The 21,809-nt window shown below is 74.7% G+C and carries 15 protein-coding genes; 3 read left to right on the forward strand and 12 right to left on the reverse strand.

The window, feature by feature from the left end:
• Positions 1–15 precede the first annotated feature (15 nt).
• The 7 genes from ACIA8Q_RS08775 to ACIA8Q_RS08805 all read right to left on the reverse strand — a co-directional run bounded on the left by ACIA8Q_RS08775 (position 16) and on the right by ACIA8Q_RS08805 (position 12,621).
• Positions 16–1,041 (reverse strand): Rieske 2Fe-2S domain-containing protein, encoded by a 1,026-nt coding sequence (locus ACIA8Q_RS08775; protein ID WP_396316927.1) that lies wholly within the window; start codon positions 1,039–1,041, stop codon positions 16–18.
• Between the two features lie 194 nt (positions 1,042–1,235).
• Positions 1,236–2,831 carry a glutamine-hydrolyzing GMP synthase gene (gene guaA / locus ACIA8Q_RS08780; protein WP_360208994.1) on the reverse strand — a complete coding sequence of 532 codons (1,596 nt, stop codon included), beginning with the start codon at positions 2,829–2,831 and terminating at the stop codon, positions 1,236–1,238.
• A 1,070-nt stretch (positions 2,832–3,901) separates the two neighbouring features.
• Positions 3,902–5,584: a hypothetical protein gene (locus tag ACIA8Q_RS08785; protein ID WP_396316928.1), complete on the reverse strand. Its 1,683-nt coding sequence runs from the start codon at positions 5,582–5,584 to the stop codon at positions 3,902–3,904.
• Between the two features lie 343 nt (positions 5,585–5,927).
• Positions 5,928–7,733: a GMC family oxidoreductase gene (locus ACIA8Q_RS08790; protein ID WP_360209000.1), complete on the reverse strand. Its 1,806-nt coding sequence runs from the start codon at positions 7,731–7,733 to the stop codon at positions 5,928–5,930.
• 128 nt (positions 7,734–7,861) lie between these two features.
• Positions 7,862–9,493, reverse strand: a complete 1,632-nt coding sequence (locus ACIA8Q_RS08795) for a succinic semialdehyde dehydrogenase (protein ID WP_360209002.1) — start codon at positions 9,491–9,493, stop codon at positions 7,862–7,864.
• Between the two features lie 121 nt (positions 9,494–9,614).
• Positions 9,615–11,336, reverse strand: coding sequence for a protein kinase (locus ACIA8Q_RS08800; RefSeq protein ID WP_360209005.1), 1,722 nt, complete (start codon positions 11,334–11,336; stop codon positions 9,615–9,617).
• A 160-nt stretch (positions 11,337–11,496) separates the two neighbouring features.
• Positions 11,497–12,621, reverse strand: coding sequence for a protein kinase (locus ACIA8Q_RS08805; RefSeq protein WP_396316929.1), 1,125 nt, complete (start codon positions 12,619–12,621; stop codon positions 11,497–11,499).
• 58 nt (positions 12,622–12,679) lie between these two features.
• Between ACIA8Q_RS08805 and ACIA8Q_RS08810 the strand changes: the two genes are divergently transcribed.
• Positions 12,680–13,204: an SHOCT domain-containing protein gene (locus ACIA8Q_RS08810; protein ID WP_396316930.1), complete on the forward strand. Its 525-nt coding sequence runs from the start codon at positions 12,680–12,682 to the stop codon at positions 13,202–13,204.
• Positions 13,205–13,307: 103 nt separating this feature from the next.
• Here the strand turns inward: ACIA8Q_RS08810 and ACIA8Q_RS08815 are convergent, their stop codons facing one another.
• Entirely contained in the window at positions 13,308–15,320 is a 2,013-nt protein-coding gene (locus ACIA8Q_RS08815; protein ID WP_396316931.1) for a serine/threonine-protein kinase, read from the reverse strand.
• Between the two features lie 251 nt (positions 15,321–15,571).
• On the opposite strand from ACIA8Q_RS08815, the gene ACIA8Q_RS08820 reads away from it, so the two are divergent.
• Complete coding sequence (locus ACIA8Q_RS08820; protein ID WP_387901150.1) at positions 15,572–16,135, forward strand: hypothetical protein; 564 nt, start codon at positions 15,572–15,574, stop codon at positions 16,133–16,135.
• A 79-nt stretch (positions 16,136–16,214) separates the two neighbouring features.
• Here ACIA8Q_RS08820 and ACIA8Q_RS08825 read toward each other — a convergent pair whose 3' ends face one another.
• From ACIA8Q_RS08825 to ACIA8Q_RS08840, 4 genes are all read right to left on the reverse strand, one after another.
• A complete protein-coding gene (locus tag ACIA8Q_RS08825; RefSeq protein WP_360209017.1) occupies positions 16,215–17,342 on the reverse strand; it encodes a GuaB3 family IMP dehydrogenase-related protein in 1,128 nt (375 codons plus the stop codon).
• A 157-nt stretch (positions 17,343–17,499) separates the two neighbouring features.
• Complete coding sequence (guaB, locus tag ACIA8Q_RS08830; RefSeq protein WP_360209020.1) at positions 17,500–19,002, reverse strand: IMP dehydrogenase; 1,503 nt, start codon at positions 19,000–19,002, stop codon at positions 17,500–17,502.
• A 253-nt stretch (positions 19,003–19,255) separates the two neighbouring features.
• Positions 19,256–19,972: an RNA polymerase sigma factor ShbA gene (gene shbA / locus ACIA8Q_RS08835; protein ID WP_360209022.1), complete on the reverse strand. Its 717-nt coding sequence runs from the start codon at positions 19,970–19,972 to the stop codon at positions 19,256–19,258.
• A gap of 338 nt (positions 19,973–20,310) precedes the next feature.
• Positions 20,311–20,922: a response regulator transcription factor gene (locus ACIA8Q_RS08840; protein WP_014136228.1), complete on the reverse strand. Its 612-nt coding sequence runs from the start codon at positions 20,920–20,922 to the stop codon at positions 20,311–20,313.
• 560 nt (positions 20,923–21,482) lie between these two features.
• Between ACIA8Q_RS08840 and ACIA8Q_RS08845 the strand changes: the two genes are divergently transcribed.
• Positions 21,483–21,809 carry a WhiB family transcriptional regulator gene (locus tag ACIA8Q_RS08845; protein WP_360209025.1) on the forward strand — a complete coding sequence of 109 codons (327 nt, stop codon included), beginning with the start codon at positions 21,483–21,485 and terminating at the stop codon, positions 21,807–21,809.

The raw sequence follows: 21,809 nt of genomic DNA on the forward strand, positions 1-21,809 counted from the left end.
CGACGGGCGGAGCGGTCAGCTCTGCAGCGGACCGAGCTTCAGCTGGTCGCCGTCCTTGGTCACGCCGTACCTCGGCAGCGGCTTCACCGCCGGGCCGTTGACCACCGCGCCGGTGGCGGCGTCGAACCGGGAGCCGTGGCAGGGGCAGTACAGCTGGCCGTTCTTCGGGGCGTCGACCGCGCAGCCGGAGTGGGTGCACACCGAGGAGAGGCCGCAGTACTGGCCGGCCTTGGGCTGCACGATGTAGACGGCGTCACCGGTGGCCGGGTCCTTGACCTGGGCCGAGCCGCCGACCGGCACGCTCGCGGCGGGCACCGAGGGGGCCGGCCCGGCGGGGGCCGGGGCGGAGCTGACCGGGGCCGCGGACTGCTTGGCCGCGGACTTCCCGCCCCGGCCGAAGGTCCGGGTGAGCGAGCCGGTGAGCAGCCCGGCGCCGCCGATCGCGACGGCGGCGATCCCGCCGTCCACCAGGGCCCGGCGCTTGACCCGGTCCTCGGCGAGGCCGCGCGCCCGGTCCCGGCCGGCCCGGGCGGCCAGGTAGCCGTCCACCGACAGGTACGGGGTGCCGGCCAGCAGCAGCGGGGTCCAGGCCATCAGGTAGGCGAGGTCGTTGCCCAGGTAGTACGGGGAGACGCTCCAGCTGACGGTCAGCCAGAGGCTCAGGTTGATCAGCGCGCCGCCGAGCGCCGCGACCCGGCCCCAGAGGCCGAGCAGGGTGCCGAGGCCGACCGCCAGCTCGCCGAAGGCGATGGCGAGCGCGAACAGGGTCGGGGCGTCCAGGGCGGGGCCGAGCAGGAAGGAGATCGGGCTGCCGGCCCTGACGGCCTGGGTCTGCGAGACGAACGAGGCCGGGTCGCCGGAGCCGGCCAGGTAGTGCCCGTCGGAGAGCTTGTCGAGGGCGGCGTACACGAACGTGACGCCGAGGAAGAGGCGCAGCGGCAGCAGCGCGTACCGGGACGCGAACGCCCGCCGCTGCGCCGCCCGGTCGGCCCGACCGGCCGCTCCCCCGTCGACCGCCACGGAGTTGCTGGCCTCCGACATCCGTCACACCTTCCCTCGCGGCCTGCCACGTCCTGACAGGTCCGGTCCGCATTCTGCCCGGTCCCGATCGCTTTCGGTGGGAGGGCCCACCCGGTGGGCGGAAGCCCCACCGCGAACGGCCGCGCCGCCGCTCCCCTGTATACGGGAACGACGGCGCGGCCGTTCAGCACCGGCTCAGCGTCCGGCGGGAGTGGCTACTCCCACTCGATGGTGCCCGGCGGCTTGCTGGTGACGTCGACGACGACGCGGTTCACGTCGCGGACCTCGTTGGTGATCCGGGTGGAGATCCGGGCCAGCACGTCGTACGGCAGGCGCGACCAGTCCGCGGTCATGGCGTCCTCGGACGAGACCGGGCGCAGCACGATCGGGTGACCGTAGGTGCGGCCGTCGCCCTGCACGCCGACGCTGCGCACGTCGGCCAGCAGCACGACCGGGCACTGCCAGATCTCCCGGTCCAGACCGGCCGCGGTCAGCTCCTCGCGGGCGATCGCGTCGGCCTCGCGGAGCAGGTCGAGCCGCTCCTGGGTGACCTCGCCGACGATCCGGATGCCCAGACCCGGGCCCGGGAACGGCTGGCGCTGGACGATCTCCTCCGGCAGGCCCAGCTCCTGGCCGACCATCCGGACCTCGTCCTTGAACAGCTTGCGCAGCGGCTCGACCAGCTGGAACTGCAGGTCCTCGGGCAGGCCGCCGACGTTGTGGTGGGACTTGATGTTGGCGGTGCCGGTGCCGCCACCGGACTCCACCACGTCCGGGTACAGGGTGCCCTGGACCAGGAAGTCGACCGACTCACCCTGCTCGCCGGCCTCGGCGATGATCTCGGCCTGGGCCTGCTCGAAGACCCGGATGAACTCCCGGCCGATGATCTTGCGCTTCTCCTCGGGGTCGGTGACCCCCTTCAGCGCGGTCAGGAAGCGCTCGGCGGCGTCGACCACCTTCAGCTGCACGCCGGTGGCCGCCACGAAGTCCTTCTCGACCTGCTCGGTCTCGCCCTTGCGCATCAGACCGTGGTCGACGTACACGCAGGTCAGCTGGTCGCCGACGGCCTTGTTGACCAGGGCGGCCGCGACCGCGGAGTCCACGCCGCCGGAGAGGCCGCAGATCGCGCGCTTGGTGCCGACCTGGGCACGGATCAGCGCCACCTGCTCCTCGACCACGCTGCCGGTGGTCCAGGTCGGGGCGATGCCCGCGCCGCGGTAGAGGAAGTGCTCGAGGATCTGCTGGCCGTGGTCGGAGTGCAGCACCTCGGGGTGGTACTGGACGCCGTACAGGCGGGCCTCGTCGTTCTCGAAGGCCGCGACCGGGACCACCTCGGTGGAGGCGGTGACGGTGAAGCCCTCGGGGGCGGCGGAGCAGGCGTCGCCGTGCGACATCCACACCGAGTGCCGGGCCGGGACGCCCTCGAAGAGGGTCGAGCCGGTGCGGCTGACGACCAGCGGGGTGCGGCCGTACTCGCGGGCACCGGTGTTGTCGACGGTGCCGCCGAGGGTCTTGGCCATCAGCTGGAAGCCGTAGCACATGCCGAAGACCGGGACACCGGCCTCGAAGATCGCGCGGTCGATCTGCGGCGCGCCCTCTTCGTAGACCGACGACGGACCGCCGGAGAGGATGATCGCCTTGGGGTTCTTGGCGAGCATCTCGGCGACCGGCATGCTGCTCGGCACGATCTCGCTGTAGACCCGCGCCTCACGCACCCGACGGGCGATGAGCTGGGCGTACTGGGCACCGAAGTCGACCACCAGGACGGGGTCGTTGTCCGGCGCGGACTGGACGGGGATTGCAGAGGACACAGACGGCCTTCCGGCAGCGGTACGAGAGGTGTCACACCGAACCGCTTCCCCGGCGGGGGCCGCGGCGGCGACGGGTGGGGGTGTCTGGACACCGATTCTACCGGGCTGTCCGGTTTCACTCGTCTGCCCGTCCAAAGAACCGTGACCGGGCGGGGCCGCGCTTCGTTGCTTCTGACGACCGTACGACCGCGCCGCGCCCGCCAGGCGCGCCGCCTTCGCCCCGGCCAGGGGCGCCGCCGTACGGGCTGCAGGACCACGCGTGGAGCTTCATCCCAGTCCACCGGCGCGCGTGGCGCCACCGCCCCGGCCCCGCCGGGAGCGCGGCGCCGTGGGACCGTGCGCGGGTGCCGCGGCCGGACAGCAGGGGACAGCGACCCCGGCCGCGACTGGACCGAGAGGTGGGACGGCCGGGCCCGGGGACGCCCGGGGCCGGCCGTCGCACCCCCGGCGCGAGCCGGACACACCCGGGCGCACAACCCCCGCCGTCCCACGCCGCTACGCGCGTCCCCGTGCGCCGCAACGCCCACACCACTACACACCGTGATCATCGACGGCCTGGTGCCGTCACTCCGACCGGAGCCGCGGAACCGGCCGGCACGGCGTCCGCAGGTCGGTACCCGCACTTTGTGGATTGCACCCAACTGTGCCGAATCGGTTGCAGAGCAAGCCCTTCGTCCAGCACGATGCTGCGTGGAAGAGGTTCTCCCGGCCGCCGGAAGGCGCACCGCGGAGGGCCGACCGGGGTCGCCGCGCGCTGCGGCAACCCCGGAGGAGATCTCACGCTCCGTGAGCGAAGGTCCGGCGCAGACCTGCGCCGACCCGCCGCCCCGGGCACTCGTGCGCCCCGCACGACCGGTCACCCACGCCGGGCCGCGGCGGCGCACCCCCGAGCCGACCGACCGGATGGCGCTCCTCCCCCGGCGCCGTCCACCCAGCACCGGCGCAGCCCTGACGCCGCGTGCTGAACGACAAAGGGCCCCGTTCCCCCGCGGGGCCCTTTGCCCTGTCCGGGCCGCCGGGCCCACCCCGACCGTCCGGGTGGGCCCGGCGGCAGGTCGCCCCGGCGGGGCTCAGTCCTGCTTGCGCCAGACGCTCGGGTCGACCGACTCACCGGCCGCCGCCGGCGGGGCGTGGCCGGCCGGCGGGGCGTCGGACGAGCCGATCACCTCGCGCACCTCCGCCGCGGGGGCGGACGGCTGCGCGGCCAGGTGCGGCACCCCCGGCGAGGCACCGGCGAACGGCGCGCCCTCGTGCGGAGCGCCCTCATGCGGAGCACCCTCGAGCGGTCCGGCCGCGTGCGGGGCGGCCCCGTACCGGGCCGCCGCGCCCCGGCCGCGGACGGCCGCCAGCAGCGGCGGCACCAGCAGCGCGCCCACGGCCGCCCAGACCAGGCTCGCCAGCAGCACGCTCACGAACACCAGACCGACCGAGGTCTCCCGGGTCGTGTCCAGCTGCCGGCCGGCGGTGCCCCAGCCCCCGGTCGCGGAGGAGGAGGTGGTCGTCGTCAGCGCGCCGGCCGCCGCCGACAGCGCGACGAGCAGTACGGCGTACACGCCCGCCAGCCGGAGCCGGTCGGCCGCGTCCAGCTGCCGCCGGTACGCCGACCAGCCGAGGATCCCGGCGGCGGCGAGCGCCAGCAGGCCGGTCCAGCGCCAGTCGGCGCTCTGGGCGGGCAGGTCGAAGAAGGACAGCTCCGTCCGGTCCGGGCTGCCCCCGTAGTCGCCGTAGTCACCGCCGCCGGAGGAGACGCCGTCCACCCCGTTGAAGAACCGCAGCGTCGCCCCCGAGCCGAGGCCGAGCAGGCCCAGGCCCAGGTTCGGCAGGAAGGCCAGCGAGACCGCGGTCTGCCAGCCCTTGTCGCTGTTCGCGGCGACCAGCACGAATCCGGTCAGCGAGGCCAGCCCCAGGGTCAGGGCCAGCGCCTGGCCGGCGGTCAGCGCGGCCACCGCCCAGCCGCGCACCGCCCGGCTCCGCCAGGCGGCCCAGCGCAGCGCGTCGGTGCCGTGGACGGCGAAGGCCAACAGGCCGGCCAGCAGCGCGGTCCAGCCGACCGCCTCCGGCCAGCCGGAGTCCATGGTGTACGTCGCCCCGAGAGCACGGCCGACGATGCCGCCGGGGTAGCCGGCACCACCGCGCTCCGGCTGCCAGCTCGTCCCGCCGAGGAGCCCGAGCAGCGCCGTCACGGCCGACAGGACCACCGCGGTGCGCAGCGCCTCGCCGGCCGCCTGGCCCTTGGTCAGCTGGATCCCGGCGGACCGGCGGCGCCGGGCCCCGGCCCGCAGGCCGAGCCAGAGCGCCACCGCCCACAGCACCGTGACCGTCATCGGGACGACCCGGAGCAGGAGGTCCGTCCCTCCGGCGTCGCCGCGCGTGAACGTGGTGTGGTAGCCCACCTGGAACGGCGCGCCGAGCGCGTTCAGCGCCATCGCCAGGGCGGCGCCGTAGCGCTCGCCGAACTCGGGCGCCCGGAACAGGAAGGCGTACTGGTAGTCGCTCGGGACGGCCGCGACCAGAGCCGCCAGGAGCAGCACCAGGGTCGGCGCGACGGCCGCCACGAGTGCCGGGCGCCAGTCCGCGCCGAGCAGTCCGCGCAGCGCGGCCGACTGACCGGCCTTCGGGTCGTACGGCCGACCGGCGCCCCAACTGGCCAGCGTGGGCGGGCCGGTGAGCGGGCCGGCAGGCGGCGGGTAGCCCGGCTGCGGGCCGGGCGGCGGGGGCGGGTACCCCGGCCCGGCGGGCGGCGGTCCGTACACCTGCCGGGGCGGCGTCGCGGGCGGCACCCCCGGGGGCGCGGCCGGCGGCCCGGCGGGAGGCATCCCGGCGGTCGACGGCCCGGCGGGAGGCGGCCCGGCGGGAGGCGTGGCCGCCGCCGGGGGCGCCGCGGGTGGCGGGGGCGGCGGTGCCGCCGGCCGCCCGCACGAGGCGCACGCGGGCGCCCCCTCCACCGATGCCGCGCCGCACGCTGCGCAGTTGGCCATGGGCCGGTTTCCCCCCGCTCGACGAGTTCCTGGTCGCCCAGAAAGCCCGTTTATCCCATCGGATCCGAACGGATGTCAACCGGGTACCCGGGCCTGCCGGTTGGCCCGTCCGGCGTGCTCAGGCCTGCTTCTTCGGGACCTCCGGGACGGGCAGCAGCGGCAGCCGCAGCGCGCCGAACGCCCCTTCCGGGACGGCCGGCCGGGTCGGCGCCACCGGGGTGACCCGCAGGTAGGCCTCGCCCTGGGCGGGGCGGCGGTCCGTCTCGCCCTTGTTGGGCCACATCGACATGGCGCGCTCGGCCTGCGCGGTGATGGTCAGCGAGGGGTTCACCCCGAGGTTGGCGGAGACGGCCGAGCCGTCCACCACGCTGATCCCGGGGTAGCCGTACAGCCGGTGGTACGGGTCGACCACGCCGGTCTCGGGGGCGTCGCCGATCGGGCAGCCGCCGAGGAAGTGGGCGGTCATCGGGATGTCGAAGATCTCGCCCACGGTGCTGCCCGCGAAGCCGTTGATCTGTGCGGCCAGCGCCTGCGCGCCCTGCTCGGCGGCGGGGATCCAGGTCGGGTTGGGGGCGCCGTGGCCCTGGGTGGAGGTGAGCCGGCTCTTGCCGAGCAGGTCCTTCTTCAGCGAGACGGTGATCGAGTTGTCCAGCGACTGCATCACCAGCCCGATGATCGTCTTCTCGGACCAGCGGCGCTGGTTCATCGAGCGGGCGAAGGTCACCGGGTGCAGCGCCGAGTTCCCCAGGTAGCGCAGCCAGCGCGGGCCCCGACCGCCGCCCTTGACCTGGGCGATCGACAGCGCGCCCATCGCGTTCGAGCCCTTGCCGTACCGGACCGGCTCGATGTGGGTGTTGGCGTCCGGGTGGATCGACGAGGTGATCGCCACGCCCTTGGTGAAGTCCGCCCGGGCGCCGTAGCGCCGGTCGGTGGTCTGCGCGCCCACCAGCGCCTCGGAATTGGTGCGGGTCAGCTCGCCGAGCCGGCTCGAGATCCGGGGCAGGTGCCCGGCGTCGCGCATCCGGTGCAGCAGCGACTGGGTGCCGTACGTGCCGGCCGCCACCACCACCCGGGCGGCGGTGATGGTCCGCGCACCCGCCTTCACCCGGTCGGTGCGGGAGCGCGAGTCCGTGCGGCGCACGTCCACCGCGTAGCCGCCGGACCCGTCCTCGCCGCCCAGCGCGCGGATCCGGGCCACCGTGGTCAGCGGGTGGATCTCGGCGCCGCCGCGCTCGGCCAGGTGGAGGTAGTTCTCGGTGAGCATGTTCTTGGCCCCGTGCCGGCAGCCGGTCATGCACTCGCCGCACTCGACGCAGGCCTTGCGGGCCGGCCCGGCACCGCCGAAGTACGGGTCGGCGACCTCGTCACCGGGCGCCGCCTTGGCCGCGCCCCCGGCGTCCTCGCCGTCACCGAAGAAGACGCCGACCGGTGCCATGTGGAAGGTGTCGCCGACGCCCATCTCCTCGGCGGCCGCCCTGAGGTGGACGTCCGAGGGGGTGACGGTCGGGTTGAGCCGGACCCCGAGCATCCGCTGCGCCTGGTCGTAGAACGGCGCCAGCTCCTGCTGCCAGTCGGTGATGTGGCTCCACTGGCGGTCCTCGAAGAAGGCCTTCGGCGGCACGTACAGGGTGTTCGCGTAGTTCAGCGAGCCGCCGCCGACTCCGGCGCCGGCCAGGATGAGCACGTTGGCCAGCAGGTGGATCCGCTGGATTCCGTAGAGGCCGAGCTGCGGCGCCCACAGGTAGTTCGACAGGTCCCAGGAGTTCCTGGGCAGCTCGTCCCGCTCGAAGCGCCGCCCCGCCTCCAGGACGGCGACCCGGTAGCCCTTCTCGGTCAGCCGCAACGCGGCGACCGAGCCGCCGAACCCGGACCCGACCACGACCACGTCGTAGTCGAACTCCGCCGCACCGCCGGACTCCACCATCTGCCACTGCTCCTTCGGGACACGAACCTGACCACGGGCGCGGACGAGCCGCACCCCCGAACCCATGACGGCGGGGCCGCCCGCCCGCACCGCGGCGCCCGCGGCCGGTCGGACCGCGGAGCCGGCGGCTACTTGAACCGCAGCGCCTTCAACGCCCGCAGCCCGCCGGTCATCACCGCGGCGAACTGCCGGTCGTCCAGGCCGAACGAGGGCGCGATCGGCATCAGCCGCTGGGTCGCGATGGTCTGCGCCTCGGTGAACCGCAGCAGGCCCTCGGCCCCGTGCCTGCGGCCGAGCCCGGAGTCCCCCATGCCTCCCATCGGCGAGGCGACCGAGCCGTACGCCGCCGCGTAGGCCTCGTTGACGTTGACCGTGCCGGTCCGCAACCGGGCCGCGACCGCCCGGCCGCGCCGCTGGTCCCCGCTCCAGACGCTGGAGTTCAGCCCGTACGGCGTGGAGTTGGCCGCGGCCACCGCCTCGTCGTCGGTGTCGAAGCGGTAGACGGAGACGACCGGGCCGAAGGTCTCCTCACCGCAGACCGCCATCTCGGGGGTCACGCCGTCGAGGATGGTCGGCTCGAAGAAGAAGGGGCCGAGGTCGGGCCGGGCGCGGCCGCCGGCCAGCACGGTGGCGCCCGCCTTGACGGCCTCCTCGACGTGCCGGGTGGTGGTCTCCAACTGGCGGACCGAGACCAGCGAGCCCATGTCCGCGCCGTACGCGAGGCCGCCGCCAAGGCGCAGCGCCCGGGTGCGGGCGGCGAAGCGCTCCAGGAACCCGTCGGCCACCGACCGGTGCACCAGCAGCCGCTCGATCGAGATGCACAGCTGCCCGGCGGAGGAGAAGCAGGCCCGGACGGCGCCGGCGGCGGCCCGGTCGAGGTCGGCGTCGGCGAGCACCAGCATGGCGTTCTTGCCGCCGAGCTCGAGCGAGGCGCCGACCAGGCGGGCGGCGGCGCGCTGGGCGACGTCGCGGCCGGTGCGGGTGGAGCCGGTGAACGAGACGTAGTCGGCGTGCTCCACGACGGCGGGGCCGATCACCGGCCCGTCGCCGATCACGACCTGCCAGAGGTCGGCCGGCAGCCCGGCCTCGACGAGCAGCTCCCGGGCCCACAGCGCGGTGAGCGCGGTCTGCGTGTCCGGCTTGTTGACCACCGCGTTGCCGGCCACGAAGGCGGGCAGGGCGTCGCCGACGGACAGCTCCAGCGGGTAGTTCCAGGGCGAGATGTGGCCGATCACGCCCTTGGGGCGACGGGCCTCGACGGCGTGGGTGAGCACCGGCAGGGCACCACCCCGCCGCTTGTCCCGCAGGTGGGCGTGCGCCGTCCGCCCGTAGTACCGGGCGGCCATGGCGACGGCCAGCACCTCCTCGAAGGCGTGCAGCCGGGCCTTGCCGGTCTCCGCCTGGACGAGGTCCAGCACCTCGTCCTGCCGCCGCAGCAGCAGGTCGTGGAAGCGCAGCAGGACGGCCGCGCGGCGGCGCACCGGCAGGGCGGCCCAGGCCGTCTGCGCGCGGCGGGCCAGCTGGAAGGCGACCTCGACGTCGGCCGGGGTGGACTGCGGCAGGCTGGCCAGCCGCTCACCGGTCAGCGGGGCGACGGTGTCCACCAGGCTGGGCTCGCCGGTGGCGGTGACCCCGGCGGCCAGCCGGGCGACCAGGGACGGCGGGACGGCCGCGGCGACGGTCCGGCCACCGCCGGGGGCGGGCGGGTTCCCGGTCGCGGAGTGTTCGGTGGCCACTGCGTCTGCTGTGAGGTCCGACATACGGCGCAGCCTAGGCGTTCGGGGGCCGGATCGGTACCCGTCGGTAACAAGAATCTGCCGCCGCCCGCCCGCAGGCCGGCCCCGGCGGATCGCGGCGGGCCTCAGCCGGCCTCAGCCGGCCTCAGCGGGTCGGCGTGAAGTAGTGGAGCACCGCGTTGAACCGCTGTTCGGCCTCGTTCCACTCGTTGCCCCGCTCCGGGCTGGAGGAGTAGATCGCGTAGCTGGTGCCGTCGTCGTCGATGAACTCGGCCTCGACCGCCCGGCGCCGGCCGCCCTCCTTGGCGGCGTAGCTGAACTCCCACACGGCCGCCTCGTGGCCGTTCACCGCGACGCCGGTCATCTTGTGCTGCTTGTAGTCCTTCAGCGTCCTGGAGACGGAGGTCTCCATCTGCCGCATGTGGTCCAGCGGCTTGACCGACTGCCCGACGGTGACGGCGAACTGCAGGTAGTGCACCTTGTTGTCGGGGCTGTAGTAGATCTGGTTGTCGGTCGTGGCGGTGCGCTGCCACACCGGATTGCCCGAGGGCAGCGGGAAGCGGAAGCCGGCCGGGTCGTCGACCCAGTGGTAGCCGCTGGGCGCCGCCGGTTCGGGGCTGGCGTCGCCGGTCGGCGTGGGGCTGGTGGTCGCGGTGGGGTCGGCGGTCGGCGTGCCGGGCTCCTGCCGGGTGGCGAAGAAGGTCGCGCCGGCGGCCACCAGGCCGACGGCGAGGGCGACGGCGGCGACCCTCAGCAGGTTGCGGCGCCTGGCCGGGCCGCGCGCGGGCGCGACGGGGTGTGCCACCGGCGTGACGCCGGTGGTCTGCGCCGGCGTGCCGAGGGCCGCGCTCCCCACCGCCTCCGGCAGGACGGCCGGCCCGCGCGGTTCGGTCGGCTCCTCGCCGTCCTTCCCCAGCGTGCCCTCCTCGGCGCCAGCCTCGGGGGCCGTCCGCTCGCTGCGGTCCACCACCGGCACCGACTGGGTGGGGGTGCGCACCGACGCCACCGACTTCAGGCCGATCGTGTGCCCGGCCTGCACCTCGGCGAGCATCCGGGCCGCCTCGTCCGCACTCGGGCGGTCCGCCGGGTCCTTGGCCATCAGCGCGGCCAGCACCGGCCCCAGCGGCCCGGCCCGGAGCGACTCCGGCAGCGGCTCGTCGACCACGGCCGCCAGGGTGGTGATCGGCGAGTCCCGGCGGAACGGCGACTGGCCCTCGACCGCCGCGTACAGCGTCGCCCCGAGGCCCCACAGGTCGGAGGCCGGGCCGGGCCGCTCGCCCTGGGCCCGCTCGGGCGCCAGGTAGTCCGGCGAGCCGACCAGGTCACCCGGCCGGGTCAGCTCGGTCGAGCCCTCGTACTTGGCGATGCCGAAGTCCAGCAGCACCACCCGCCCGGTGCCCCGCTCCAGCAGCACGTTGGCCGGCTTGACGTCCCGGTGCAGCACGCCGAGCTGGTGGCCTCGGTGCAGCGCGGCGAGCACCTGGCTGCCGACCTCGGCGGCGGCGCGCGGCGGCAGGGTGCCGTCCTGGCTGATCACGTCGGCCAGCGAACGGCCGTCGACCAGCTCCATCACGATCCACGGCCGGCCGTCCTGCTCCAGCACGTCGTGCACGGTGATCACGCCGGGGTGCTTGATCCGGGCGGCCGCGCTGGCCTCCCGCTTCATCCGGGCGTGCAGGATCTGCAGGTCCTCCTCGGGCAGGTGGTTGACGGTCAGCTCCTTGACCGCGACCTCGCGGTCCAGCATCCGGTCCCAGGCCCGCCAGACGGTGCCCATCCCGCCCCGGCCGAGCCGGTCGCCCAGCTCGTACCGCCCGGCCAGCAGCCGCTCCGCGTCGGCCGCATCCGGCCGGTCCTGCACGCCCATCGGCGACCGCTCCCCCTCACATCCGCCTGCCGTCACCGCGACGGAGGGCCTGGTGCAGACCACTGTTCGAACAAATCCCACGCACACCCTAGGCGTACCGTGCCGCCCCCGGTAATCACGCCCACCCGCCGGAACGACGCGGCCGGACGCTCCCGGGCCGTCAGCCTGCGAACAGCACCACCGCGGCGACCCCCAGCACCAGCACCAGGAAAACGCCCCCCACCAGCAACGGCCCCAGCAGGGCCGGGGGTATCCGCGACGGCTTCGACCGCCCCGCCCGCGCGGTGCCCCCGTCGCCGCCCGCCGCCCCTGCGACGGGGGCGGCCGGCGCGTCGGCCGTGCCCCGCCCGCGGCGGCGCGGCCGCAGCGGGACCAGCGGCCCCTCCGGCCGCAGCACCACCGCCCGCGCGGCCGACTCCTCGTCGACCGGCTCCGGCGCGCCCGCCAGCAGCACCGCCAGGTCCGACCGGACGCCCTCCGCGGTCGGTCTCAGCGCCGGATCGGGCTGCAGCAGCCGCTCGGCCACCGGCGCCAGCGGCCCGCAGACGTCCACCGGCGCGCGCCGCCCGTCCCGGACGGCCGTGACCAGCTCGGGGACGCTGCCGTCCGGGAACGGCGAGCGGCCGCCGACCATCCGCTGCACCAGCACGCCGAGCGCCCAGCAGTCGCCCGCCGGGCCGCCGTCCAACGGCCAGCGCTCGGCCACCGGGCCGACCAGGGCGGCCCGCACCTCGTACCGGCGGCGGCCGCCGGGGCCGCCGAGGTCCTCGGCCAGCGCCTCCTCCGCCACCCCGGACAGCAGCCCGCCGAGCATCGCCGCGCCGTCCTCGCAGACCAGCACCGCGTCGGCGGTCAGGTTCCCGTGGACGAGCCCGGCCTCGTGCAGGGCCCGCAGCGCGCCGGCCAGGTCCGCGGCGAGTTCGGCCGCGCGGTACGGCGGCACGGGTCCGGCGGTGAGGAGCTCGGCCAGGGAGAGGCCGGCCGGGCGTTCCTCGACCGTCCACAGCAGGTCGCCCTCGACGAACGCGCCGACCCCGCGCAGCAGCCGCGGGTGCCGGGTCGGCGCGGCCGACCCCACCGCCGCCACCCGGCGCACCAGCCGGTCGGCCTGCTCGGGCACCTCGTCCTCGGGGTCCTGACCGGCGGTCAGCAGCGCGGGCAGTTCGAGGCCGCGCAGCAGCACCGACTCCCCGGTCCGCTCGTCCACCGCCACCGCACGCAGGGGTCGCGGACGGTCCGTCAGCCGGTACCGCCCGCCCAGCAACTGTCCGGGACCGCCTCGCATGCCAGTTCCTCTCGCTCACCGGTCAGCCTACTGAGCGACACGCCCTAGGCTCGGAGCCATGGACTGGACCGATCTGATCGACACCGCCTTCACGGTGGCGGGCAACAGCGACCGGGCCGATGCCGTACGGACGGTCGAGGCGGCGGTCATCGGCGGCGAGAACCCGGTCGCCTCCACGGCCGGGCGCCATCCCGACCACTTCCGCAAGGGCGTGCTCGTCCTCACCACGCACCGGCTGCTCTTCCTCAAGGACGGCAAACCGCCGGTCCCGGTTCCGCTTTCGGCGGTCACCGACGCGACCGTGGCCCGGACGAAGCTGAACGGCGACGTGCTCACGGTGGTCGCGCTGACCGGCTCGCACCGCTTCGAGGACGTGGTGAAGGCCGACGTCTTCGCCGAGCAGCTCCGGGCGGCCGCCGGGCGCGCCCGCACCGTACCGGCCGCGGCCTCCGCGCCGGTCCCGGCGGAGGCCGACGCCGGCGGGCAACTCGTCGACCAGCTGGAACGGTTGGCCGCCCTGCACCGCTCCGGGGCGCTCACCGACGAGGAGTTCACCCGGGCCAAGGCCCGCCTCATCGGCTAGCGCGTGTCGTCACACCCGCGGCTGCGGGGCTCCGAAGACGAACCCTAGGCCCTGCCGCCGGCCTGCCGGTGCCGACGCGGCGGGCGGCGGCGGCCGGATCCGGCTACGGCGCCGGCTGGAAGGTGGCGAAGGCCGTGTCCCGGGCCTGGGCGTTGGCCGGCGCGGCCCAGTCCGCGTCCGGGGTGATCCAGTAGATGGCGTACCCGTACTTGGCCGGGTTCCCGGTCACGAAGCCGCGGTTGAGCGAGTGGGTCCGCGGCGAGCCGCTGATCCACTCCCAGTCCGCGGCGTTGGTCCACTGCCGGTAGGTGATCGCCGCCAGGTTGACCCGCTGGTAGTTGGTGACCTTGCCGCGCAGTCCCGGCTCGGATTCCTGCCAGTCCGCGACGGCGCTGGGGCCGGGGGTGGTGGTCCACTCGATGGTCAGGGTGCTGCCGTTGCCCTTGAAGATCCGGCGGACGCCGTCCGAGCCGGCCGGCTGCAGCCAGTCCGGCAGGACGACCGAGAAGCCGGTCGAGTCCTTGTACTCGTGGTAACCGGCCGGCACGGCGGCCCCGGACGGGGTCGGCGTGGGGGTCGGGGTGGGCGTCGACGCCGCGGTGGCGGCCGACGGCGTGGTGGCCGGCGCGGCGCCCGTGGCGCCCGTGGCGGGCGGCGGCGTCTCCCCGGCCGGCGTACCGGGCGCCGGAGTGCCGGGGGCGGGGCTGCCCGGGGCCTGGGTGCCGCCGGCCGGCGCGGGTTCGGCGGGCGCCGTCCCGGTGCCGGACGCGCCGGTGCCCGGCCCGTCCGACGTGGTGGCCACGACCGGCGAGGTGGCGCCCGCGCCGTGCGCGGACTCGCCCTTGCCGCCGCCGACGGCCTGGACCACCGCGATCACCCCGGCGATCAGCAGCAGCACCAGCACCACCGTGACGACGGCCAGCCGCCGCCGGCCGTTGCGCGGGTCGGCGCCGGCCGCCTGGGTCGCGCCCAGGGTCCACTCGCTGGTCACCGGCCGGATCGGCTCGGTCTCCGGCGGCGCGGCGGGCGGCGCGGCAGGCGTCGGCGCGGGTTCCGCGGCCGGCTCGGCGACGGGCGCCGGCAGGACCGCCGCGGGCTTCTCCTCCTTGGCCCGGCTGCCGACCCGGACGGTCCCCAGCAGCCCGCCGACGGGCCGCTTGCGGACCTCCTCGGCCTTCACCGCGGGCTCCTCGGCCCGCTCGGGCTCCGCGGCCGCGGCGGCCGGCTCCTCCGCCGGCGCCGTGACGGGCACCGCGTGCTCGGTGGTCGACTCGGCCTTCGCGGTGGACTCGGCGACCACCCGCTTCAGCATCGACCGGGTCTGCGAGGCGTCCAGCCGCTCGGCCGGGTCCTTGGCCAGCAGGCCCTCGATCACCGGCCGCAGCGCCCCGGCGTTGACGGGGGCCGCCAGCTCCTCGGTCATCACCGCGGTCAGGGTGGCCAGGGCCGAACCCCGGTCGTACGGCGGGCGGCCCTCCAGCATCGCGTAGAGCGTTCCGCCCAGCGACCACAGGTCGGCCGGCGGGCCGGGCTTCTGCCCGCGGGCCCGCTCGGGGGATATGTAGGAGGGCGCGCCGACGAGCATGCCGGTGGAGGTCACGGAGGCGTCGCCCTCGACGCTGGCGATGCCGAAGTCGGTGAGCACGACCCGGCCGTCCTCGCCGATCAGCACGTTGGACGGCTTGACGTCGCGGTGCAGGATGCCGAGCGCGTGGGCGGCGCTCAGCACGCCCAGCACGTCGAGCGCGATCTCGGCGGCGCGGGCGGGCTCGAGCGGCCCGTCCTCGCGGATGACGTCGGCCAGCGAGCGGGACTCGACCAGCTCCATGACGATCCACGGCCGGTCGTCCTCCTCCACCACGTCGAAGACGGTGACGGCGGAGTTGTGCCGGATCCGGGCGGTCGCCTTGGCCTCGCGCAGCGTCCGGACGATCAGCCGGTGCTTCTCCTCCTCGTCGACGCTGGCGTTCATCCGCAGTTCCTTGACCGCGACGGTCCTGCCCAGCATCTCGTCCTCGGCGCGCCAGACGGTGCCCATGCCACCGCGCCCGAGCACGCCGTTCAGCCGGTAGCGGCCGGCCAGGAGGCGGCCGGTGGAACCCTGCGCCTGGGTCATTCGGAACGTTCCCCCATGTGCTGCTGGCGGTCGTGGTGACGGCGTGTCGGCCCGCCTCAGGCCGAACGCCGAAGCCTCCATCATCCCCTGTCCCCGGGGCCCGCGACCACCCGGCCCCCGTCCCAAGCCGGGACATAGCGGAAGCGGTGCGGCGCTCCGTGCCCGATCTGTGATCGAAAACTCGCCAAGATCTGTTCGAGACACTGCTACCGTTCGGCAGCTCGTAGTCTTCCCGGGGGGATCCGACGTCCATGACCGCACCCGCTCCGGGCGCTGACGGCCAGTCGGGACGGCCGCGCACCGCCCAGCACTACTCGGTCGCGCCGGCCATGGAGGCCCCGGAGGGCTACGTCGCGCCCGGGATGCCCGGTGCGCCGGTGGCCGGATACGACCCGGCCCCCCGGGTCCGGCACGCCCGCCCGCGCCGCCGCACCGCCCTGGCGGTCGCCCTGGCCGTCCTCGCCGGGCTGATCGGCGGTCTGGCCTACGGCTGCGCGCCGCTGCGGGCCGCGGACAGCCTCGGCTGGCTGGCCATCGCGCTCGCCGCCCTGGTCTCCCTGCCGCTGGGCCTGCTCGGCGGCCGCAGCCGGGTGCTTCCGCTGCTCGGGTCGCTGCTCTCGGCCGGTTCGCTGCTGATCGGCCAGCTGACGGTCCAGCTCCGCCGGGTGCACGCGGCCGGCCCGGGCCCGCGCGGGCTGCCGCACGAGGCGCTGGCGCACTGGCGCGCCGAACTGCGCACCCTCGACCTGGCCTTCTACGGCATCGCGGTGGTCGGCGGCTTCCTGCTCACCCGCCGCACCGTCAACCGGGGCTGACCACGGGTCGGGGCCCCGGACGCGCCGGAGCCCCCGCCGGCGTGCCGGCGGGGGCCCGGGAGCGGACCGGGGGCGGTGCTCAGCGGTGGTGGAGCGCCGGGTTGACGGTCACCTCGACCCGCTGGAACTCCTTGAGCTCGGTGTAGCCGGTGGTGGCCATCGCGCGGCGCAGCGCGCCGAACAGGTTCATGGTGCCGTCGGGGGTGTGCGAGGGGCCGGTCAGGATCTCCTCGGTGGTGCCGACCGTGCCGAGGTCGACGCGCTTGCCGCGCGGCAGCTCCTCGTGGACGGCCTCCATGCCCCAGTGGAAGCCCTTGCCGGGCGCGTCGGTGGCCCGGGCCAGCGCGGCACCGATCATCACCGCGTCGGCGCCGCAGGCGACGGCCTTCGGGATGTCGCCGCTGTAGCCGACGCCGCCGTCCGCGATCACGTGCACGTAGCGGCCGCCGGACTCGTCCATGTAGTCGCGGCGGGCCGCGGCCACGTCGGCGACGGCGGTGGCCATCGGCACCTGGATGCCGAGCACGTTGCGGGTGGTGTGGGCGGCGCCGCCGCCGAAGCCGACCAGCACGCCGGCCGCGCCGGTGCGCATCAGGTGCAGGGCCGCGGTGTAGGTGGCGCAGCCGCCGACGATCACCGGGACGTCCAGCTCGTAGATGAACTGCTTGAGGTTGAGCGGCTCGGCGCCGCTGGAGACGTGCTCGGCCGAGACGGTGGTGCCGCGGATGACGAAGACGTCGACGCCGGCGTCCACGACGGCCTTGGAGAACTCGGCGGTGCGCTGCGGCGAGAGGGCGGCGGCGGTGACCACGCCGGAGTCGCGGACCTCCTGGATCCGCTGCTTGATCAGCTCGGCGCGGATCGGCGCGGAGTAGATCTCCTGCAGGCGGCGGGTCGCGGCGGCCTCGTCGGTGATCGTGGCGATCTCGTCGAGCAGCGGCTGCGGGTCCTCGTAGCGGGTCCAGAGGCCTTCCAGGTTCAGCACGCCGAGACCACCGAGGCGGCCGATGGCGATGGCCTGCTGCGGCGAGACCACGCTGTCCATGGGGGCGGCCAGGAACGGCAGCTCGAAGCGGTAGGCGTCGATCTGCCAGGCGATCGAGACCTCCTTCGGGTCCCGGGTACGGCGGCTGGGGACGACGGCGATGTCGTCGAAGGAGTACGCCCGTCGGCCGCGCTTGCCTCGCCCGATCTCGATCTCAGTCACTTCGAGCCCTTCTGGTTTGTTGCTCATGCCCGCCGGGTCACCCCGGCCGCACCCAGTATCCCGCACCGGGGGTGCCCGCGCCCCGAGGGCCCGGACCCCGGACAGGCCGGAGGGCCCGCCGTACGGCGGGCCCTCCGGTTCTCAGCGGTCCAGCGGCTCAGCGCGCCGAGTAGTTCGGCGCCTCGACGGTCATCTGGATGTCGTGCGGGTGGCTCTCCTTGAGGCCCGCCGAGGTGATCCGGACGAACCGGCCCTTGCTCTCCATCTCGGCGATGGTGGCGGCGCCGACGTAGCCCATGGTCTGGCGCAGGCCGCCGACCAGCTGGTGCAGCACGGCCGACAGCGGGCCGCGGTACTGCACCTGGCCCTCGATGCCCTCGGGGACGAGCTTGTCGTCCGAGGCCACCTCGGCCTGGAAGTAGCGGTCCTTGGAGTACGAGCGGCCCTGGCCGCGGGACTGCATGGCGCCCAGCGAGCCCATGCCGCGGTAGGACTTGAACTGCTTGCCGTTGATGAACAGCAGCTCGCCCGGGGACTCCTCGCAGCCGGCCAGCAGCGAGCCCAGCATCACGGTGTCGGCACCGGCGGCCAGGGCCTTGCCGATGTCGCCGGAGTACTGCAGGCCGCCGTCGCCGATGACCGGCACGCCGGCCGCCCGGCAGGCCACCGCGGCCTCGTAGATGGCGGTGATCTGCGGGACGCCGATGCCGGCGACCACGCGGGTGGTGCAGATGGAGCCGGGGCCGACGCCGACCTTGACGCCGTCCACGCCGGCGTCGATCAGCGCCTGGGCGCCGTCCCGGGTGGCGACGTTGCCGCCGACCACGTCGACGCCGACGGCCGACTTGATCTTCTCGATCCAGGCCAGCGCGTTGTGGCTGTGCCCGTGCGAGGTGTCCACCACGAGGAAGTCCACGCCCGCCTCGACCAGGGCCTGGGCCCGGTCGAACGCCTCGGCGCTGGCGCCCACGGCGGCACCGACCAGCAGACGGCCCTCGGCGTCCTTGGCGGCGTTCGGGTACTTCTCGGCCTTGACGAAGTCCTTGACGGTGATCAGGCCCTTGATCCGGCCCTCGTCGTCGACCAGCGGCAGCTTCTCGATCTTGTGGCGGCGCAGCAGCGCCATCGCGTCCTCGCCGGAGATGCCGACCTTGCCGGTGATCAGCGGCATCGGGGTCATGATCTCGCGGACCTGGCGGGTGCGGTCCGACTCGAAGGCCATGTCGCGGTTGGTGACGATGCCGAGCAGCTTGCCGGCCTCGTCGGCGATCGGCACGCCGGAGATGCGGAACTTGGCGCACAGCGCGTCGGCCTCGGCCAGCGTGGTGTCCGGGCCGACGGTGATCGGGTCGGTGACCATGCCGGACTCGGAGCGCTTCACCAGGTCGACCTGGTTGGCCTGGTCCTCGACGGACAGGTTGCGGTGCAGCACGCCGACGCCGCCCTGGCGGGCCATCGCGATGGCCATCCGGGCCTCGGTGACCTTGTCCATCGCCGCGGAGAGCAGCGGGATGTTGACGCGGACGTTCCGGGAGATCCGCGAGGAGGTGTCCACCTCGTTCGGCAGCACCGCGGAGGCCCCGGGCAGCAGCAGGACGTCGTCGAACGTGAGCCCGAGCATGGCGAACTTCTCGGGTACGCCTGCGGCGTTGTAAGACATTTCGGGGGTACCTTCCGTGGCCGGCCTAATCCGCTCACGCCCTGAGGGTGGGGGCGCGTTCATCGCTCACTCGCGCAGACCGCCGAAAGCCGGGTGGTTTTGGAGGAACCTCCAGGAGAACCGCACACTCACCCGCGAAACTTTGGCAACCCGCCCAGGCGCCGATACCCCATGGTACTGGCACCGGGAATGTGTCCTCGTGTGCCCTTGACAACACCGGGCGCCGCCGTCCCATTCCGGCGGGCCCGACGGCTCAGGAGGACTCCTCCGCGAGCGCCCGCAGCCTGCTGAGCGCGCGGTGCTGCGCCACCCGGACGGCGCCGGGCGACATCCCCAGCACCTCGCCGGTCTCCTCCGCCGACAGCCCGGCGGCCACCCGCAGCAGCACCAGCTCGCGCTGACGGGCCGGCAGGTTGGAGAGCAGCTCCTTGGCCCAGGCCGCGTCGCTGCTCAGCAGCGCCTGCTCCTCCGGGCCGAGCGCCTCGTCCGGCACCTCCGGCAGGTCGTCCTGCGGCATCACGGTCGAGCCGGGCCCGCGCATCGCGGCCCGCTGCAGATCGGCGATCTTGTGCGCGGCGATGCCGTAGACGAAGGCCTCGAACGGCCTCCCCTGGTCCTTGTAGCGGGGCAGCGCGCACAGGACCGCGACGCAGACCTCCTGCGCGACGTCGTCCACGTGGTGCCGGGCCCCACCCGGCAGCCGGACGAGCCGGCCGCGGCAGTAGCGCAGCGCGAGCGGGTGGACGTAGGCGAGCAGGGCGTCGATGGCCGGGCCCTCACCGCGGACGGCGGCCGCGACGAGCTCGCCCACCAGCGGCGAACTCCCCGTGCCGAGCACCGGGGGCCGGTCGGGGCCCGGGTCCGAGCCCGGACCGCCCGGGTCGGCGTACGACGGACCGCCACCCGGGGCGGAGGGCTCGGCCTCCACCGGGTCCGCCTGGCCGGCCGCGCCGGCGACGTCGTCGCGCATCGGTCCATGGTGCCTGGTCGATCGGGAAAACGCGGCACCGCGTCCGGAGTTGTGCACCGGAACGTTATGCGCTGCGGCGCCGTACGGCGTGCCGCCGCGCACCACCGGCCCCTCCTGCACCGTGCCGCCTCCCGCCCCGCCGAGGTCGGCGGTCCCGTCCGTCGCGCCGTCCGCCGAGTGTCCTGCGGCTGCGTGGTTCGCCGCAGTGCCTGTCCGCTGGTCCCCGAGGTGCTCCACTCCTCCATGGTGCAACCTCGGGACCGTAACGTCACACGCCCGTACGGCGTCCGCCCCGGGAACCACCGGCGGCGCGCCGCACCCGGCGGCGCCGGCGGTGGTCAGCGGACCAGGCCCCAGCGGAAGCCCAGCGCCACCGCGTGCGCGCGGTCGGAGGCCCCGAGCTTCTTGAACAGCCGCCGGGCGTGGGTCTTGACGGTGTCCTCGGACAGGAAGAGCTCGCGGCCGATCTCGGCGTTGCTGCGCCCGTGGCTCATGCCCTCCAGCACCTGGATCTCACGCGCCGTCAGGGTGGGGGCGGCACCCATGTCGGGGCTGCGCAGCCGGCGCGGCGCGAGGCGCCAGGTCGGGTCGGCGAGCGCCTGGGTGACGGTGGCCCGCAGCTCGGCGCGCGAGGCGTCCTTGTGCAGGTACCCGCGGGCGCCCGCGGCGACCGCGAGCGCGACGCCGTCGAGGTCCTCGGCGACGGTGAGCATGATGATCCGCGCGCCCGGATCGGCGGACAGCAGCCGCCGGACCGTCTCGACCCCGCCGAGGCCGGGCATCCGGACGTCCATCAGGACGAGATCGGAGCGGTCGGCCACCCAGCGGCGGAGGACCTCCTCCCCGTTCGTCGCGGTGGTGACCCGGTCCACCCCGGGTACGGTCGCGACGGCGCGGCGAAGCGCCTCGCGGGCGAGCGGGGAATCGTCGCAAACGAGAACGGAAGTCATGACCGTCGTCCTCCGCAGCTGATCCGCGTCACGTTGAGCCTCCTGGCTGGTACGAACCTCTCCGACACGGCCGATCGGCGACAGAGTCCGTGCTGATCGCCTCAACTTCCCCGCGATCGTTCCCGACGTCCGGCGCCCGCTAACCGCCTCCGCACTTCCAACGACCGTCACTCGAATGAGTTACGGCCTTCAGGGCCATCTCCACCACTGTACGTGGCCAACTCATTACCGATCAGCCGCATCGCGGTGCACACGCCGCACTTTTGCGCAGCTCGCGCGCGGTGGGCGTACGACCCGCACACCGGTGCGGAGCCTCGCGCGCCCGTCGGCCACCCGATTGCCACGTCCGCGCCCGTCGAAGTCATTGCCCACTTTGCCCGTTTTTATAGCTTTCGTATGGTCATTGACTGTTGTGCAACTCTGTGGGTGACTTGTCCATGGAGTTGCCGTAAGTCATATTTCCAGGTGTCCACACCAGTGCATCGACGCCCCGCCGCGCACCCGGCAGCAGCCGGCCGAGCGCCGGCCCACGGGGGGCGAGCCTCTGAAGGGAATGAGCCATGGCAGATTTCTCCCGCCTCCCCGGCCCCAACGCGGACCTGTGGGACTGGCAGCTCTCCGCAGCCTGCCGTGGCGTGGACAGCTCGCTCTTCTTCCACCCCGAGGGCGAACGCGGGGCCGCGCGGAGTTCGCGCGAGGCCAGCGCCAAGGAGGTCTGCATGCGCTGCCCGGTGATCACCGAGTGCGCGGCGCACGCGCTCGCCGTCCGCGAGCCGTACGGCGTCTGGGGCGGGATGACCGAGGACGAGCGCGAGGAGATGCTGGGCCGCTCCCGGCACCGGCTGGTCGAGGTCCCGCTGACCCCGCCGGCCATCGCGCAGCGCTAG

This window comes from Kitasatospora sp. NPDC051705, from assembly GCF_044453265.1.
Classification (GTDB): domain Bacteria; phylum Actinomycetota; class Actinomycetes; order Streptomycetales; family Streptomycetaceae; genus Kitasatospora.

Coding starts and splice junctions, on each gene's coding strand:
- ACIA8Q_RS08775 (WP_396316927.1), bottom strand. CDS start 1,041: ATGTCGGAGGCCAGCAACTCCGTGGCGGTCGACGGGGGAGCGGCCGGT.
- ACIA8Q_RS08790 (WP_360209000.1), bottom strand. CDS start 7,733: ATGGTGGAGTCCGGCGGTGCGGCGGAGTTCGACTACGACGTGGTCGTG.
- ACIA8Q_RS08795 (WP_360209002.1), bottom strand. CDS start 9,493: ATGTCGGACCTCACAGCAGACGCAGTGGCCACCGAACACTCCGCGACC.
- ACIA8Q_RS08800 (WP_360209005.1), bottom strand. CDS start 11,336: ATGGGCGTGCAGGACCGGCCGGATGCGGCCGACGCGGAGCGGCTGCTG.
- ACIA8Q_RS08805 (WP_396316929.1), bottom strand. CDS start 12,621: ATGCGAGGCGGTCCCGGACAGTTGCTGGGCGGGCGGTACCGGCTGACG.
- ACIA8Q_RS08810 (WP_396316930.1), top strand. CDS start 12,680: ATGGACTGGACCGATCTGATCGACACCGCCTTCACGGTGGCGGGCAAC.
- ACIA8Q_RS08815 (WP_396316931.1), bottom strand. CDS start 15,320: ATGACCCAGGCGCAGGGTTCCACCGGCCGCCTCCTGGCCGGCCGCTAC.
- ACIA8Q_RS08820 (WP_387901150.1), top strand. CDS start 15,572: ATGACCGCACCCGCTCCGGGCGCTGACGGCCAGTCGGGACGGCCGCGC.
- guaB (WP_360209020.1), bottom strand. CDS start 19,002: ATGTCTTACAACGCCGCAGGCGTACCCGAGAAGTTCGCCATGCTCGGG.
- shbA (WP_360209022.1), bottom strand. CDS start 19,972: ATGCGCGACGACGTCGCCGGCGCGGCCGGCCAGGCGGACCCGGTGGAG.
- ACIA8Q_RS08840 (WP_014136228.1), bottom strand. CDS start 20,922: ATGACTTCCGTTCTCGTTTGCGACGATTCCCCGCTCGCCCGCGAGGCG.
- ACIA8Q_RS08845 (WP_360209025.1), top strand. CDS start 21,483: ATGGCAGATTTCTCCCGCCTCCCCGGCCCCAACGCGGACCTGTGGGAC.